Origin of the sequence: Corynebacterium kefirresidentii (assembly GCF_016599755.1) — a bacterium.
In the GTDB taxonomy this organism is placed as follows: domain Bacteria; phylum Actinomycetota; class Actinomycetes; order Mycobacteriales; family Mycobacteriaceae; genus Corynebacterium; species Corynebacterium kefirresidentii.
Window position 1 is genome coordinate 400,296 of record NZ_CP067012.1, and the last position, 15,227, is coordinate 415,522.

Genomic DNA, 15,227 nt, shown 5'->3' on the forward strand with positions numbered 1-15,227 from the left:
GGGATGTTTTTACCTCCCGCACCATGGTGCAGGGCAGCCGAAAGCGATATCAACAGGAGATTCGTATTTCGTAGTTTGCGGCAGCTCGCCGGGTGTAAGGCCAGCGCCGAAGATGGAAGAAGACAACATCAGTGGGGCGAGAAAGCTAGCGAGTGCGGCCTGCATGAGGGCGCTCCTTTTTAAAGATTTGTATTTGCCAGAAACAAGCGACAGCTTAGTGCAAGAATTAAACGCTTGCTATACAACGTGGTGGAACTAACGCCGCTTATGGAGACTGGGTGGCAGAGAAAGAGTCAACTCCCATCTTTCCGATTCCAAGTTTGTCTCTAAGCGTGCGTCGATCGTAGCAGCGATCCGAGTCATCGAGGACATTCCAATACCGGAGGACATATCGGTGGTCTTGCTCGTGGGTTTTGCAATGGGATTTGTAATGGTTACGACAGTCCAACCCACATGCGGGCGGACAGAAATCGTAATTTCTGCGCCCGGAGGTGAATACTTCACGGCGTTAAGGCATGCTTCCGTAGTGATAGCCGCGATGGGGTCGAGGATCTCCTGTGGGAATTCCGGCGCAAACTCCTCACCGCGTACTTCTACTACGGGCGCCCGGTTGAGGCGCTGAAGGCGCTCTTCTTCCTCTGAGATGAGTTGAGCAAAACTCGTGGGTTTTGTCGTGGTGCCAAAACTCATGCCATCGTTTACCCCATCAATGTTGTTGCGCAGGACCTTTGTTAGTGCGCGAACCTCGGACATTGATGAGCGCATGAAATCACTGAGTGCATCGAGCTTTCGGACTAGCTCCGGCTGTTTGGAGTATTCAAGGCTGAGAGCCTCCAATTGCATCGTATTTACGGTCAGATTAGAAACTACCGAGTTGTGCAAGGTTTCAGCGAGATCAGATTGACGACGCTTCACGTCATCGTTCCACTCCATCATTGCGGATCTGTAGCGATCAGCTGAGTGCGCGAATATTGCTCCAATAACGCCGCCGACTCCAATAAGCATTCCCCACGTAAGGGCTGGTGCAGGGTGCAAGCTTAAAGTGAGCTCCACAGGATCGACTAGTCCACAAAGCCACAGAACCAAACCTATTGCGATCGTGCGTATGTGCTTTCCGTGATACGCCACTACTGCAAGAAACACAGGAGCGAGAAATATTGAGCTAACAAGAGGGGTTCTGGCGAGAAGCGTGGCGATCGCCCAAGTGATGACGAACGCGGCGCTCATGCTCAACGGCCAGCGGTAAGCAGTCGTAGCAATGGCTGTAAGGGCCAGTCCCAAGACTGCTGCGGACAATTGATATTCAGTGGAGGTAAGGAATGCGCCAAGTAGTGTCAGTGCTACACAAATCACCGCGGTTAGGGCGGCTGTTCGCTGCAGGGTCATGGCCGCGCGGATGCGTTGGTGAAGGGGTGGCTGTGAAGGTTTCGACACGGTGCTGTCCACGCTTCCTGGATGCTAAGGCTCAATGGGGTTTATCTCCCTAGTGTAGGTACAGCGAACGTGAAACAGCGATTGAAAACAGCGAAACCCCCGCACCTTCGTGCACGGTTCCTTGTGGTGGGTTCCGTGCGGAGGTAGAAGGTGAGGGGGTTTAGCTGGTCTTCATGAAGGAGTGCAGAGTGCTAATTACTTAGCTTCTGCAGCAGCCTCTGCGTCATCCTTGGAGGACAGGCCCTCGAATACGGAGGCCAGGCCCTCGGAGTCGGTGTTGGACTCGGAGGAAGCCTCGACGAGGCCCTTGATGCCCTTGACGAGTGCCTCGAAGTCGATGGCGGAGCTGAGGTCTACTAGGGAATCGAACATATACATTCCTTTCGGATAGGCGGAGTAAAACTACAATCTCTCTCTGGGGTAGCAGCTCTTAACTGCTGTGATTCCTAGTATGCGGCAGTGGGGGCGCGCCGCCAATCCTCTTTTGGATCCTTTCTGAGGTAACTTTTGGATCCTCTTAGAGATGTTTAAGGATCTCCGTTTGGGTATGAGGCTGTGTGGGGGAGGGGGTTAATGGGCAGGGGTGGGAAAGTGGGCGTCGGAAAGAGCGGCGGTGAGCTGGTAAAAGTGGGACATTTGAGAAAAAGTTGAGTCTTGGGGAATAACTTTTGTAGGCTGCCCGTTGTAGAGATTGAGTGACACAGGCTCAAGGTTGTGTGACTGGGTGTGAAAGTTCTGTTACAGTAGCGCTCGGACACAACGAGAAGTTGAGTCACTGACAGTCAACTTTATTAATTACCCCAAGATAAAAGGAGAAGAAATCATGGGACGCGCAGTAGGTATTGACCTTGGTACGACGAACTCCGTCGTTTCCGTACTGGAAGGTGGCGAGTCCACCGTTATCGCTAACTCCGAGGGCTCTCGCACCACGCCTTCCGTCGTTGCCTTTGCAAAGAACGGCGAAATTCTGGTGGGCCAGTCCGCCAAGAACCAGGCGGTAACCAACGTTGATCGCACCATTCGTTCCGTCAAGCGCCACATCGGCTCTGACTGGAAGATCAACATTGACGATAAGGACTACACCTCCCAGGAGATCTCCGCCCGCACACTGATGAAGCTGAAGCGCGACGCGGAGGCTTACCTTGGCGAGGATGTTACTGACGCCGTTATCACCGTTCCTGCATACTTCGAGGACGCACAGCGCCAGGCCACCAAGGAAGCTGGCCAGATTGCAGGCCTGAACGTGCTCCGTATTGTCAACGAGCCAACCGCAGCCGCTTTGGCTTATGGCCTGGAAAAGGGCGAGCAGGAGCAGACCATCCTGGTATTTGACCTGGGTGGCGGCACCTTCGACGTCTCCTTGCTGGAAATCGGCGATGGCGTGGTTGAGGTTATGGCAACCGCCGGCGATAACGAGCTGGGTGGCGATGACTGGGATCAGCGCATCGTTGACTGGCTGGTAGACCGCTTCAAGACCTCCCAGGGCGTTGACCTGACCAAGGATAAGCGCGCCGTGCAGCGTCTGCGCGAGGCTGCAGAGAAGGCAAAGATTGAGCTGTCCTCCTCCCAGCAGGCCAATATCAACCTGCCGTACATCACGGTTGACTCCGATAAGAACCCACTGTTCTTGGACGAGACCCTGACCCGCACCGAGTTCCAGAAGATCACCCAGGATCTGCTGGATCGCACCAAGGCTCCGTTCAACCAGGTCATCAAGGATGCTGACCTTTCCGTCGGCGATATTGACCACGTTGTTCTCGTTGGTGGCTCCACCCGTATGCCGGCCGTATCGGACCTGGTCAAGGAACTCACCGGTAAGGATGCCAACAAGGGCGTTAACCCGGACGAGGTTGTTGCCGTAGGCGCTGCCCTGCAGGCAGGCGTTCTGCGCGGCGAGGTCAAGGACGTGCTGCTTCTTGACGTCACCCCGTTGTCCCTCGGCATTGAGACCAAGGGTGGCGTGATGACCAAGCTCATCGAGCGCAACACCACCATTCCGACCAAGAAGTCCGAGACCTTTACCACCGCAGAAGACAACCAGCCTTCCGTGCAGATTCAGGTCTTCCAGGGTGAGCGCGAGATGGCTACTGCCAATAAGCTCCTCGGCTCCTTCGAGCTCGGCGGCATTGCTCCGGCACCGCGCGGTGTTCCGCAGATTGAGGTCACCTTCGATATCGATGCCAACGGCATCGTCCACGTGACTGCAAAGGACAAGGGCACCGGCAAGGAAAACACCATCAAGATTCAGGATGGTTCCGGCCTGTCCCAGGAAGAAATCGACCGCATGGTCAAGGATGCTGAGCAGCACGCCGAAGAGGACAAGAAGCGCCGCGAGGAGCAGGAGCTGCGCAATAACGCAGAGTCCACCTCCTACCAGACCCGCAAGTTCTTGGACGACAATGCTGACAAGGTATCCGAGGATGTTAAGACCAAGGTTACCGAGGCTGCTGACGCCGTTGATGAGGCTCTGAAGGGCGATGACCTCGAGGCCATCAAGTCCGCAGTGGAGAAGCTGTCCACCGAATCCCAGGAGATGGGCAAGCAGATCTACGAAGCACAGGCTGCTGAGGCTGGTGCTGAGGGCGCGGCTGATGCTGGCGCTGCTCAGGGTGACCCGAACGTCGTCGACGCTGAGGTAGTTGACGAGGATGAGAATAAGGATGGCAATAAGTAATGACTCAGGACAGCGGAATGCCGCATAACCCAGGCGACCCGGAAAACACGGATCCGGAGGCTACCTCGGCTGACCGCGCTGAGGCTGCTGCCGAGCAGGCTGAGGAGGCCCAGGCCGCGCAGGAAGCGCAGGCTGATGCCACCGAAGAAGCCGAGCTGGATCCCACTCTCGATGCTGACCTTGAAGAAGCGCTGGCAGACGTCAACGCTGATGAGGTAGAGGCCGAGGCCGCGGGTGAAGAGCCCGCTGGCAACGGCGTCAGCGATGTGGAAGCACAGTTGGCAGAACGCACGGAAGACCTACAGCGTCTGAATGCGGAATACACCAACTACCGCCGCCGCACCGAGCGCGACCGCCAAGCCGTAATCGAGACCGCCAAGGCCAAGGTCATCGCAGATTTTCTGCCTGTCCTTGATGACCTGGAACTGGCCGATGAACACGGTGACTTGGAAGGCCCGCTCAAGGCTTTTGCGGATAAGCTCCACAGCACGCTGGAAAAGCACGAGCTTGCCGCCTTTGGCGAAGAAGGCGACGCCTTCGACCCGGAGGTTCACGAGGCCGTGCAGGACTTGTCTTCAGGCGATGAGCAGGTGCTGGGCACCGTGTTGCGCAAGGGCTACCGTGTGGGCGACAGGCTCGTCCGCAATGCCCTGGTCATCATCGCGGACCCCAGCGATGAGTCCAGCGGCTCGGAAGATTCCGAGTAAATAACATAAAGGGCGCCCTGGGAACTGACGATTGACCTTCCCGCGGCGCCCTTTTACTTAACTTTATCGATTCTCTTTGAAAGGAGGAGATGCCCAGTGAGCGCTAAACCCGAATGGGCAGACAAAGATTATTATGCGGATCTGGGGGTCTCCTCGTCCGCAGAACAGAATGAAATTAAGCGTGCCTACCGCAAGCTAGCACGCGAAAACCACCCCGATACCCACCCCGACGACCCCGCAGCAGCGGAAAGGTTCAAAAAGGTGGCGGAAGCCTACGACGTGCTTTCCGATGCCTCTGAGCGCAAGGAATACGACCAGTTCAAGGCCATGCTCCGTAACGGTGGGGGCTTTGGACGGATGGGAGGCGCCGGATTTCCCGGCGGGTTTCGATCCACGCGCATGGGTGGACAAGGTGCGCAAGAATTCGACCTCTCGGACCTCTTCGGAGGATCCGCTGGAGGAGCGGCTCAGGGCGGCGGTGTTGGGGATATCTTCGGTAGCGTTTTCAACCGCGGCGGTGGTGCTGGCCACTCAGCTAAACCGTCGCGGGGGGCCGACGTCGAAACGGAAATAACCCTCGAGTTCCGCGAGGCCGCCAAGGGAACCACCATCCCCCTAGCGCTGAGCGGAAATGCTCCGTGTACCACGTGCCACGGCTCGGGTTCTGCATCCGGCAAGACCTCTACCTGTGGCACCTGCAGTGGCACCGGTTTTACCTCTGAAAACCGCGGCGCCTTCGGCTTTTCCGCCCCCTGCAAGGATTGCGATGGCACCGGCCGCCGCATCACGGACCCGTGCAAGGACTGCCACGGTACCGGCACGGTTCATCGCACCCGCAATATCACCGTGCGCATCCCTGCCGGCGTCATTGACGGCCAAAAGGTTCGCCTTGCTGGTCAGGGCGAAGCCGGCCCGAACGGCACTCCAGCCGGTGACCTCTTCGTGGCGGTAACCGTCAAACCGGACAAGGTCTTCACTCGAGAAGGCGATGACCTGCACGTTACCGTCCCGGTCTCCTTCACGGAGCTGGCCTTGGGCGATACCATCGCAGTTCCTACCTTGGATAACCCGGTACGCGTGAAGATCCCCGCCGGCACGCCGGATGGGCGAACGCTGAGGGTGCGCGGAAGGGGCATCGCCAAGCGCGGGGGCAACTCCGGTGACCTTTTGGTTACCGTTCAGGTCACCGTGCCCACCAAGCTCGATGCCGCCGCCTCCAGTGCCCTGCGTACCTATGCTCAAGCGGAAAAGGACTCCGGTTTCAACCCGCGTGCGGGTTGGGCCGGCGCCGAGAAGGCTTAGGGTAGGAGGTGTGTTAAGGAATGAGCACTGGAAAGGCAGAAGATTCCGGCACCGCGGTATATGTGATTTCCGTGGCCGCGGAACTATCCGGAATGCACGCCCAGACCCTGCGAACCTATGACCGCATGGGCTTGGTTTCCCCGGCTCGCACCCGTGGCGGCGGCCGCCGCTACTCCGACCGCGATATCGAGCTGCTGCGCAAGATTCAAGCGCTATCCCAAGACGATGGCGTCAATCTTGCCGGAATCAAGTCCATCATCGAGCTGACCGAGGAACGCGATCGCCTTGAAGCCGAGCGCGACGCCCTAGCTGAAGAGGTTCGGACCCTGCGCGAACAGGCCGCCGGGCGCCGCCCGCAGCGCAGCGGCGAACTTGTCCATGTCCCTCGGTCTACCTCCGTGGTGATGTGGAGTCCGCGTACCGCGCGCGAGCGTAAACGCGCCCGCGGCCGTGGTAACGGTCAGGACTAATTCTTACTCTGCAGACGAGTACATCCCGCCCCGCAGCCAGCGTCGCCGCTGGCTGCGGGGTTTTCTTCTGCCTGCACAGTGACGGTGTGATGTTAAGGCTTGCAAAGGGGATAGCTGCAATCAGTGCGCGTTGCAAAGTTTGGGGTTAGTATATTCAACACAAAGGTGACCTATGGCACATAAACCATAACGAGTGTCATGTACCACCGATGATCCTCGTATTCTCCAGGAAAGGACACGCACCATGACCCTGTACGCAGCTCCGGGAACCGAAGGCTCCATCGTCGATTACCGCGAACGCTATGACAACTACATTGGCGGCCAGTGGGTAGCACCCGTCGACGGCGAATATATGGACAACATCAGTCCGGTCAACGGCGAGGTATTCTGTCAGGTAGCTCGCGGCAAAGAAGCCGATATCAACCTGGCTATCGACGCCGCGGAAAAAGCCTTCGAGACCTTCGGCAAAACCACTCCAGCCGAGCGCGCATTGCTCCTGCACCGCATAGCGGACCGCGTCGAGGAAAATCTGGAAAAGATCGCGGTCGCTGAAACCTGGGAGAACGGTAAGGCTGTGCGCGAAACCCTTGCCGCCGATATTCCGCTCGCCGTAGATCACTTCCGCTACTTTGCCGGCGCCATCCGCGCCCAAGAAGGCCGCCTATCCCAGCTCAACCAGGACACCGTGGCCTACCACTACCATGAGCCGCTCGGAGTAGTGGGCCAGATTATCCCGTGGAACTTCCCGCTGCTCATGGCCGCTTGGAAGATCGCGCCCGCACTGGCTGCAGGTAACTGCATTGTTATGAAGCCAGCGGAGCAAACCCCTGCCTCAATCCTGCTTCTCATGGATATTATCGGTGACCTCCTCCCTGCTGGCGTGCTCAATATCGTCAACGGACTAGGTGAGGAGGCAGGCGCGGCACTCTCTGGCTCGGACCGCATTGCCAAGATTGCCTTCACCGGCTCTACTCCAGTGGGCAAGATCATCAACAAAGCCGCCGCAGACAAGGTCATCCCCGTCACCCTGGAACTGGGTGGTAAATCCCCATCTATCTTCTTTAAAGACATCATGGATGAAGATGATTCCTACCTGGAAAAGTGCGTTGAAGGCTTCGTTATGTTCGCCCTCAACCAAGGTGAGGTCTGCACCTGTCCATCCCGCGCCCTGGTGCACGAGGACATTGCGGATAAATTCTTGGAGCTGGCCATTGAGCGCGTGAAGAAGATCAAGATTGGCCACCCACTTGATACGGAAACCATGATGGGCGCGCAGGCTTCCGAGGAGCAGATGGACAAGATTAAGCAATACCTGGAGATCGGCCCGCAGGAAGGCGCGGAGACCCTCATCGGTGGCCACGTGAACAAGGTAGAAGGCTTGGAAAAGGGCTACTACATTGAGCCCACCGTGTTTAAGGGCAATAATGACATGCGCATCTTCCAGGAGGAGATCTTCGGCCCAGTACTCTCTGTAGCCACGTTCAAAGATTATGACGAGGCGATTGCCATCGCTAACGCTACTAACTTTGGCCTCGGTGCAGGCGTATGGTCGCGTAGTCAAAACATTTGCTACCGCGCCGGCCGCGATATTCAGGCCGGCCGCGTATGGGTAAACCACTACCATGACTACCCGGCGCACAGCGCCTTCGGCGGCTACAAGGAATCCGGCCTTGGCCGTGAGAACCACTTGATGATGCTGGGCCACTATCAGGAGACTAAGAATATGTTGGTCTCCTACTCGGATCAGCCGGCCGGCCTGTTCTAAAACACCTCCCGCGGGTAAATCTGTGCAGGCGGTTCCACAATGTCGTGCGGCCTAGCGCGCCCGTGCCACTTGGCCTAGGCCGCGCAGGAACCGTGGGTCCTCCCAATAGGTGCCGTGGTCACCAGGGAGGCCATCTGCGCCGGGAAGGGGAGTGGCACCAAAGGCATCCGTGGTGGGATCGGGGCCATGGATGCCGCCGTGCGGCCCCGTCGCAATGGCGATGGGGTCGTGCGCGTTGGTAGCTGCCCAGATGCGGCCATGGAGTTCTGAGGAGTGGCTAGCGCCGGTTCCGGGGCTGCCGACGAGCACCACGTCATCAGCAATCTTGTCCTCCTTAGCGGCGTGCCCGGTGACTACTGAACCATAGGAATATCCCACTACGGTGCGCTTGGCCTGCGGATAACGCGCACCAAGCGCGCGCTGAAACCGGACGAGCTCTTGGCCAGCGGTGCGCGCGGGGCCGGCATGAATTGCCCGAGGCAGGGAAGATGGCGCCTGGTAGCCTAACCACACCACGGTCGGCCCACCGCTGGCTTTAGCCAAGTTGCGGCCCCGGTCCACCGCGCGCTGCCAGGTTTCTGGATCGGAGGAGTGAACTCCTTCGACAAATGTGGTGAGCGATGCCGGCGTGGTCCGGAATTCGCCTGGATCCACCATGGCAACAAGCCGTCCGTCGCTTGCTTCTAATACCTTCATATCTGGGTTTTTCGTGGCCAGCTGAGCCACGTGCTCGTTGGCTTGGGCTAGGTTAATCTCGTGAATGGTGTCCACAGGTAGATCGGAAAATTCTTCAAACCGCACGGGAGGAGAAACACCAGCAGGCGTACACAGGGCATCAATTTCTTGGGAACAGAGCCAATCGAGGGAATCGCCCAATGCTCGTACCTGATTTAATAGGAGCCCAGCGGCGCGGGCCGCCGCGACATTGCGCTCGTCTATCTGGCCTAGGAATGCGATGATGCGGTCTTCTAGTTCCTCACGGCGGGCCTGCAGGTTGGCGTGGCGGTCAAGGGTGGCGGCAACGTGCTCCATCTGGTGCAACGACGGTGCCAGCCAGTCGGTATAGGCTGCCAAGCTGGTGCGAGCGGCGTCGCCAGCAGGCCCTCCCAGCGATAGAGTAAGCCAATCATGGTGCGAATCTATAAAACGAAAGTGCAGTTCAGAGCGCTCTGTGCGCAGGTGGCTGGCGCCATTTCTTAGGGCCGTAGAAAGGGTCATCGAGCGGCTCCTAGGGATTGGCCTAGCCGGGAATCCACCCCGGCGGCGGTGCTGAGGAAGTTCGCGACGGAGCGCAATTGCTCGGCCGTGGCATTCTCAGTTGCGGCCACGGTGCTGGACCAAGCTGACCGGGCTCGCTCCAGTGCGTCTGCGGTTCGGCAGGCGGTATCGAGCGCGGCCGTCGGCGGTGGCAGCGGAGGCCGAGAGAGCAGGGAACGGACATAATCGGGTAAGTGCGTGGGAATTTCTACATAGCTCATGCCCCTTAGCCTGATGGACGTCGCAGTTCAGCGCTATGGGCGCAGAGGCAGCCTGTGGATAACTCGGTTCCGCTTCATTACTTTGGGAGGCATGAAGGTAGCAGCAGTGCAGTTAACATCCACCGGAAATATCACCGAAAACCAGGAGATAGCCCTAGCAAAGATCCGTGAAGCCGCTGGAAACGGGGCGCGACTTATCGTGCTGCCAGAGGCCACGTCACAGAATTTCCGCTCCGGGCGTCTTGATGAGCAGGCGCAATCACTCGAAGGTCCGTTTGCCACGGCGATCCAAGCTCTGGCAGAAGAACTCGAGGTTACCGTCGTAGCCGGCATGTTTTGCCCAGCCGATACCGTTGAGCGCGATGGCAAGACCATCAATCGGGTTAGCAATACAGCGCTTATTGCAGGGCCTGGCGTGTTAGGTGGGTACGACAAGATTCATACCTATGACGCCTTCGATTACCGCGAATCGGATACTGTCTTGGCCGGCGAATCGCTGGTTGCCTTTGATGTTGATGACCTTGTAGTGGGCGTGGCCACCTGCTATGACATTCGCTTCCCGGAGCAGTTCAAGGAGCTAGCTAGCCAGGGCGCGCAGCTTATCGTGGTGCCTACCAGCTGGGCAGACGGCCCCGGCAAGCTGGAGCAGTGGCGCCTGCTTACGGCCGCGCGTGCCTTGGATTCCACCAGCTACATTGTGGCGGCCGGCCAATCGCGCCCAGGCGGTGACGCAAAAGCGGGCAATCCCTCCGGCCCGACGGGCATTGGACATTCCACCATCGTTGATCCGAACGGGGTGCGCGTGGCCGAGGCTGGCTACGAAGATGACATCCTCTATGCCGAGATCGATCCGAATGAGGTAGCGAAAACCCGCCGCACCTTGCCGGTCGTGACCCCTGCGGACTAGGCGAGTGCTGCGTAATCCTCCGGCTGCCAGCGCCCGTCGCGGCCCCAGCTAAGGACATCGATCTGCTGCTTGTTCAAGCCCTTCTTAACCAACTCTTGTTTACCTTCCGCAACCTCTTCGGCGGGGCCGACGAGCAGGAAGCGCGGGGGAGTGCCTGTGGATAACTCCACCTCGTTGACTACTACATCGGTCGGCTCTCCGGAGACCACATAATCGGCACCGGGGGCCAATTCGCGGGCGTTGAGCAACCACGGGTCCCTTTCTTCCCGCACGATGCGGCGCACTCGGACTCCTAGCGCTGCCAGATTTTGCTGGAAGTAGGTGTCATAGTGGGCACCGGGGCTGCCCGCTACGGCAAAGATGCGCGGTACGTGATTGTGGTCGCCGTCGTCCAGCGCGGCGAGCGCCGCGCAGCGGGCCGTGGCCCATCCGGTGCCGTAGGCAATGATGATTAGCTCTTCTGCGCCCGCGTTGTGGAGGCTTATTCCACCAGCGGGCTGGCCAAGGGTCCACCAATCACCGGGCTGCGCGTGCGCGAGGGACCGAGAGGCCTCACCCGCGGTGGAGACGTGGAAGACTAACTGGCCGGTTCCGTCGCTAGGCTGTGCGGGAGTAAGCATGCGCCATTGACCGGGCAAGTACTGCGTGGTCACGGGAAAGTGCTGTCCCGGTTGATAGGGCACGGCTAAGCCGGCTTCCACGCGAATAATAGAAGTATCACGGGTGGGATGGTCCACAGCCACCACTTGCGCCGAGTGCGCCGGTGCTTCGCCGGCGGCATCAGATTCTCCGGCAACCTGGGCCATCGTCGTGCATATGCGGTGGATGACATCGCGGGCGAAATCGTACTGATACTGCGTCAGTGCCAGGACTCGCAGGCCCGCTATCAGGGCGTGTTCAAAACGAGAATAAATCTCGGCCGGAAACCCATGCCGGCGGTGATCGCGGGCGAGTTGGGTGAGCTTTGCAGAGACTTCGGAAAGCAGGGGCTGTCCCGGCTCCGTACGTTCAATCACCCACGCCAGCGCGGGGACCAGAGAGGTATGGGTATCGCGCATAGACAGGGCGAATATTTGCCGGGATTCGGGCACCGCGTTAAAGAAATGCTCGTGCACCGCATCGCGGTACTCGTTTGCGTAATTTCGAAAATGCTCGCCCAATTCCCACATGTCTCATCATCCTAATAGTCGGTGCCGCACCGGAGGTCGAGCTACATACTGAAAGCTGTAGTGGGGGTGAAAACGGGAGCCTATGTTGTGGATCACTTAGTGGAAGGTATTGTATTCCCTATCCGTCTGCCCTCTAACGGGGGCAAGCCGCCATAATTGCACAGCTAGAAAGGGTCTCCATGGAAGATTTTTCCGCTTATACGCTCATGCTGGATGTGGGCTGGATTTCTTTGCTCATGGTCATCGGCAATGTCCTGCGTCACCAAGTGAAGTTCATCTTCCAGGACCTGTTGCTACCTGCCCCGATTACCGCCGGCCTCATCGGCTTGCTGGTTGGTCCAAACGTGCTGGGTTGGATTAACTTCTCCGATAACTTGGGTGACTACACCTCCATCCTCATCGCGGTGGTCTTTGCGTCTATGGCCTACTCCATGGAAGTAGGCGGAAATATGGGCAAGGGTGCGCGCAATATGTGGGGCTACTCCACCATGATGTTTACCGGCCAGTGGGGCCTGTTCATCGTGCTGGGTCTTTTCCTCTTTGCGCCGCTATTTGATACCCCAAATTGGTTCGGCATGATGCTGCCCGTTGGCTTTACCGGCGGCTTTGGTACCGCCGCGGCCGTGGGTGGCGCGCTCGAAGGTGTAGGCGCTGATGCGGCATCCTCGCTGGGCTTTACCTCGGCGACCGTCGGCACGCTGGCCGCAATCATTGGCGGCGTTATCGCCGGCAACTGGGGCATCCGCAAGGGCAAGGTTTCCCACGTGCCCAAGGAGCTGCCGGAAGAGCTGCGCCGCGGCTACATCAAAAACATTGATGATCGTCCGTCGCTCGGCCGCGCTACCACCAATCCCTCGTCCATCGAGCCGCTCGCACTGCACTTCGGCTTCATCATCCTGACCGTGATGACTGCCTACGGCATCAACCAGGGTTTGAGCAGCATCTGGGAGAATGTCTCCGTGCCGCTCTTTGCCATGTCCATGGTGGTGGGACTATTCTTCCGCGCGCTTATGAACTTCGTGGGCGCCGAGGACTACCTAGATAAGGACTCCATTTCCTCCATCTCCGGAGCAGCCACGGACTACCTCATTGCCTTCGGCGTGGCCGCCATCGTTCCGGCCGCCATTGCTTCCTACTGGCAGGCGCTTCTTCTCCTCTTTATCCTCGGCACCATCTTCTGTGTGTTCTTCTTGCTGTGGTTCCCGGCCGAGTTCTTTGGTGAGCGCTGGATTGAGCGCGGCATCTTTGGCTGGGGTTGGGCCACCGCCACCGTGGCGACCGGCATTGCCATCCTGAAGATCGTGGATCCCAAGCTCAAGTCCGGCACCCTGTCTGAATATGGCATGGCCTATATCGGCTTCGGACCCTTTGAAATCTCGTGGACCATCATCGCGCCAATGGCCGTCATGTACGGGTTTACCGGCATTTTCGGCGCCATTTCCTTGGCGATTTCCATCGGCGTCTATATCGCCTTTAAATCCATGCGTCTTATGCCACCGCGCGGCACCATCTTCCAAGAGGGTATTGGCCATGTAGGACAAAGGCGGGAATAGCCGCGCTTGCCGACGTCCCCCCTCCCGCATCGCTACCTTAAAAAACAATGAGATTGGGCGCACCAAAACTTAGAAAATGGTTCCCAGTGCGAGGCGGGTGGACGCGGCTGCGGTCGTGACCATGGCCTATCGGCCCCGCTACCACCGTCAACATCGGTGAGGGTAAAAATACTTGAAAAGTGCAATCGATTGGGATTATCCCTAAACCTTAAAATTTGTTAGAATCAGCTGGTGTCAATCTCTGGCGTGATGAGGAAATAGATGTACCAGTTGGATGGGGCTTCCAGGCGGGTGATTATCCTGGAAGCCGCTGTTTATGTAGCGGGTTGCGAAGGCGAGCAGGCCGTTACCGTGGAATCTGTGGCAGACCAGGCTGGCCTCTCGCCGGAGGCGGTTTCTGAGGAATTTAGCAGCGGTGCTGCCATGCTTGCGGAAATCCCAGATTTTTTGGATTGCCGCATGTCTGAATACATGGTGGAGGCTGCACGTCACCTGCCAGAGGGTAACTCTGGCGGCGATGTCCTCATGCAGTTGGCGGAGGCCTACTTTGCCTACGCGCAAGACGAGCCCGACATCTACCACTACCTTTTCGAACGGTACGATGCCATGGATGAGGAGCGGGTCTGCCAATTTGCCAAGGGGGAAAAGTCGGGCACGCCGGGTGCGGACATGGCGCTGAACGTCGTCAAGCGCTTTGCCGAAGAGCAGGGTGCCGTCGTAGCGGCAGACGGAGATATCTCGCCCCTGGAAATCGGCCGCATTACTTTGGCCCTCTGGTCGCTCATCCATGGCATGGGCCACCTGAGTGTGGTGGGCATCTTGCGCCTGCAGCATGCCGTTATTCGCGCCGCTAACCTGAAGCAGGTGGATCGCCTCGTGGTTGATGCCCTGCAATATTGGTTTAAAAATAAGCAGATCCCGCAGCGCCGCCCCATTATGAACGATGCCCGCGGCATTGTAGAAAAGGTCATGGGCAGCGAACGTGAAAAGCCCTTCGTGGCCCCGGATAACCTTGAGCAAATGGACCCGGAGGAAACCAAGAAGGTCATTATTGAGGCCGCGTTGCGCGTTGCTGGTCGCAACGGCGTCGACCGTCGCTTCTTTGACCACGTGGCCGAAAAGCTTGGTACCTCCAAAGACTTCCTGACCACCATTGTGGACAATGACTTCGCGCTGCGTGAGGTGGCAGAAACTCTCACCACCACAGAGATGGCGAAGATCTTTGAGGCCTGCCTCGCCGAGCTTCCGGATGACACCCCCACGGTAGACCGCCTGCAGATTGTTGCGGCCGCCTACTTTAACTACGCGATGATGTACCCAGAGCGTTTCAGCTCCATTATTGCGCTGGCCAGCGGTTCTGTAGTTCCGCACAATGGTGATGGTAGCTCGCATGAGGGCATGACCAAGAACTTCGCCATCATGATGGATCTGCTCCGCAAGTTTGTCATCGAGATGGGAATTACTCCCACCGACCAGCTGGTTTATATCAGCACTTTGGCCGTGTGGGCAGGGGCCAATGGCATTGCCCATCTGTGCAGCATCGGCGATTTCAAGAGCTTTAATGAAGATCTCAAGTGGGCGCTTTTTATCCAGGTGGTAACCGTGTCCTTCTTTGCCATCGCCCATGGCTTGCAGATTCTTGGCCATGAAAACGAGGAGTTCAAGCAGGTTTAATCACCCTGTGCAAAGTTGAGCGACCTACGCTCAAAAATATTTAGGTTGAGTGGAATAGGCTCAACTCTGGGTGCGTTGTACTAAGTGAAGCCCT

The 15,227-nt window shown here is 58.1% G+C and carries 14 protein-coding genes; 8 read left to right on the forward strand and 6 right to left on the reverse strand.

What is annotated here, in order from left to right; all coding sequences use genetic code 11:
- Window positions 1-9: 9 nt before the first annotated feature.
- The 3 genes from I6I12_RS02130 to I6I12_RS02140 form a co-directional block, all read right to left on the reverse strand.
- Window positions 10-165 carry a hypothetical protein gene (locus tag I6I12_RS02130; protein ID WP_023020010.1) on the reverse strand — a complete coding sequence of 52 codons (156 nt, stop codon included), beginning with the start codon at window positions 163-165 and terminating at the stop codon, window positions 10-12.
- 90 nt (window positions 166-255) lie between these two features.
- Entirely contained in the window at window positions 256-936 is a 681-nt protein-coding gene (locus I6I12_RS11960) for a sensor histidine kinase (RefSeq protein ID WP_234288156.1), read from the reverse strand.
- A gap of 693 nt (window positions 937-1,629) precedes the next feature.
- On the reverse strand, window positions 1,630-1,806 hold the full coding sequence (locus I6I12_RS02140) for a hypothetical protein (protein WP_023020008.1): 177 nt from the start codon (window positions 1,804-1,806) through the stop codon (window positions 1,630-1,632).
- Window positions 1,807-2,257: 451 nt separating this feature from the next.
- Here I6I12_RS02140 and dnaK point away from each other — a divergent pair, with 451 nt between their 5' ends.
- From dnaK to exaC, 5 genes are all read left to right on the forward strand, one after another.
- Complete coding sequence (gene dnaK / locus I6I12_RS02145; protein WP_023020007.1) at window positions 2,258-4,108, forward strand: molecular chaperone DnaK; 1,851 nt, start codon at window positions 2,258-2,260, stop codon at window positions 4,106-4,108.
- A complete protein-coding gene (gene grpE, locus I6I12_RS02150) occupies window positions 4,108-4,815 on the forward strand; it encodes a nucleotide exchange factor GrpE (protein WP_034655552.1) in 708 nt (235 codons plus the stop codon). Before dnaK ends, grpE begins: the two co-directional genes overlap by 1 nt.
- Window positions 4,816-4,911: 96 nt before the next feature.
- Window positions 4,912-6,117 (forward strand): molecular chaperone DnaJ, encoded by a 1,206-nt coding sequence (gene dnaJ, locus I6I12_RS02155; RefSeq protein ID WP_023020005.1) that lies wholly within the window; start codon window positions 4,912-4,914, stop codon window positions 6,115-6,117.
- Between the two features lie 20 nt (window positions 6,118-6,137).
- Window positions 6,138-6,587: a heat shock protein transcriptional repressor HspR gene (locus I6I12_RS02160; protein ID WP_023020004.1), complete on the forward strand. Its 450-nt coding sequence runs from the start codon at window positions 6,138-6,140 to the stop codon at window positions 6,585-6,587.
- Between the two features lie 244 nt (window positions 6,588-6,831).
- Entirely contained in the window at window positions 6,832-8,352 is a 1,521-nt protein-coding gene (gene exaC, locus I6I12_RS02165) for an acetaldehyde dehydrogenase ExaC (RefSeq protein ID WP_200288584.1), read from the forward strand.
- A gap of 51 nt (window positions 8,353-8,403) precedes the next feature.
- On the opposite strand, the gene I6I12_RS02170 is transcribed toward exaC, so the two are convergent.
- A complete protein-coding gene (locus I6I12_RS02170; RefSeq protein ID WP_200288585.1) occupies window positions 8,404-9,570 on the reverse strand; it encodes an alpha/beta hydrolase in 1,167 nt (388 codons plus the stop codon).
- Window positions 9,567-9,830 (reverse strand): hypothetical protein, encoded by a 264-nt coding sequence (locus tag I6I12_RS02175; RefSeq protein ID WP_200288586.1) that lies wholly within the window; start codon window positions 9,828-9,830, stop codon window positions 9,567-9,569. The genes I6I12_RS02170 and I6I12_RS02175 overlap by 4 nt, the downstream gene beginning before the upstream one ends.
- 91 nt (window positions 9,831-9,921) lie before the next feature.
- Here I6I12_RS02175 and I6I12_RS02180 point away from each other — a divergent pair, with 91 nt between their 5' ends.
- Window positions 9,922-10,737 (forward strand): carbon-nitrogen hydrolase family protein, encoded by an 816-nt coding sequence (locus I6I12_RS02180; RefSeq protein WP_200288587.1) that lies wholly within the window; start codon window positions 9,922-9,924, stop codon window positions 10,735-10,737.
- Here the strand turns inward: I6I12_RS02180 and I6I12_RS02185 are convergent.
- On the reverse strand, window positions 10,734-11,906 hold the full coding sequence (locus I6I12_RS02185) for an FAD-binding oxidoreductase (protein WP_200288588.1): 1,173 nt from the start codon (window positions 11,904-11,906) through the stop codon (window positions 10,734-10,736). The genes I6I12_RS02180 and I6I12_RS02185 overlap by 4 nt on opposite strands.
- 179 nt (window positions 11,907-12,085) lie before the next feature.
- Here I6I12_RS02185 and I6I12_RS02190 point away from each other — a divergent pair, with 179 nt between their 5' ends.
- Both I6I12_RS02190 and I6I12_RS02195 read left to right on the forward strand, forming a co-directional pair.
- Window positions 12,086-13,459, forward strand: a complete 1,374-nt coding sequence (locus I6I12_RS02190; protein WP_200288589.1) for a sodium/glutamate symporter — start codon at window positions 12,086-12,088, stop codon at window positions 13,457-13,459.
- Window positions 13,460-13,720: 261 nt separating this feature from the next.
- Window positions 13,721-15,133 carry a TetR/AcrR family transcriptional regulator gene (locus tag I6I12_RS02195; protein WP_200288590.1) on the forward strand — a complete coding sequence of 471 codons (1,413 nt, stop codon included), beginning with the start codon at window positions 13,721-13,723 and terminating at the stop codon, window positions 15,131-15,133.
- Window positions 15,134-15,227: the final 94 nt, after the last annotated feature.

What these genes read in the sequence shown, in the direction of transcription:
- I6I12_RS02130 (WP_023020010.1), bottom strand. Translation starts at nt 165, where the DNA reads ATGCAGGCCGCACTCGCTAGCTTTCTCGCCCCACTGATGTTGTCTTCT.
- I6I12_RS11960 (WP_234288156.1), bottom strand. Translation starts at nt 936, where the DNA reads ATGATGGAGTGGAACGATGACGTGAAGCGTCGTCAATCTGATCTCGCT.
- I6I12_RS02140 (WP_023020008.1), bottom strand. Translation starts at nt 1,806, where the DNA reads ATGTTCGATTCCCTAGTAGACCTCAGCTCCGCCATCGACTTCGAGGCA.
- dnaK (WP_023020007.1), top strand. Translation starts at nt 2,258, where the DNA reads ATGGGACGCGCAGTAGGTATTGACCTTGGTACGACGAACTCCGTCGTT.
- grpE (WP_034655552.1), top strand. Translation starts at nt 4,108, where the DNA reads ATGACTCAGGACAGCGGAATGCCGCATAACCCAGGCGACCCGGAAAAC.
- I6I12_RS02160 (WP_023020004.1), top strand. Translation starts at nt 6,138, where the DNA reads ATGAGCACTGGAAAGGCAGAAGATTCCGGCACCGCGGTATATGTGATT.
- exaC (WP_200288584.1), top strand. Translation starts at nt 6,832, where the DNA reads ATGACCCTGTACGCAGCTCCGGGAACCGAAGGCTCCATCGTCGATTAC.
- I6I12_RS02170 (WP_200288585.1), bottom strand. Translation starts at nt 9,570, where the DNA reads ATGACCCTTTCTACGGCCCTAAGAAATGGCGCCAGCCACCTGCGCACA.
- I6I12_RS02175 (WP_200288586.1), bottom strand. Translation starts at nt 9,830, where the DNA reads ATGAGCTATGTAGAAATTCCCACGCACTTACCCGATTATGTCCGTTCC.
- I6I12_RS02180 (WP_200288587.1), top strand. Translation starts at nt 9,922, where the DNA reads ATGAAGGTAGCAGCAGTGCAGTTAACATCCACCGGAAATATCACCGAA.
- I6I12_RS02185 (WP_200288588.1), bottom strand. Translation starts at nt 11,906, where the DNA reads ATGTGGGAATTGGGCGAGCATTTTCGAAATTACGCAAACGAGTACCGC.
- I6I12_RS02190 (WP_200288589.1), top strand. Translation starts at nt 12,086, where the DNA reads ATGGAAGATTTTTCCGCTTATACGCTCATGCTGGATGTGGGCTGGATT.
- I6I12_RS02195 (WP_200288590.1), top strand. Translation starts at nt 13,721, where the DNA reads ATGTACCAGTTGGATGGGGCTTCCAGGCGGGTGATTATCCTGGAAGCC.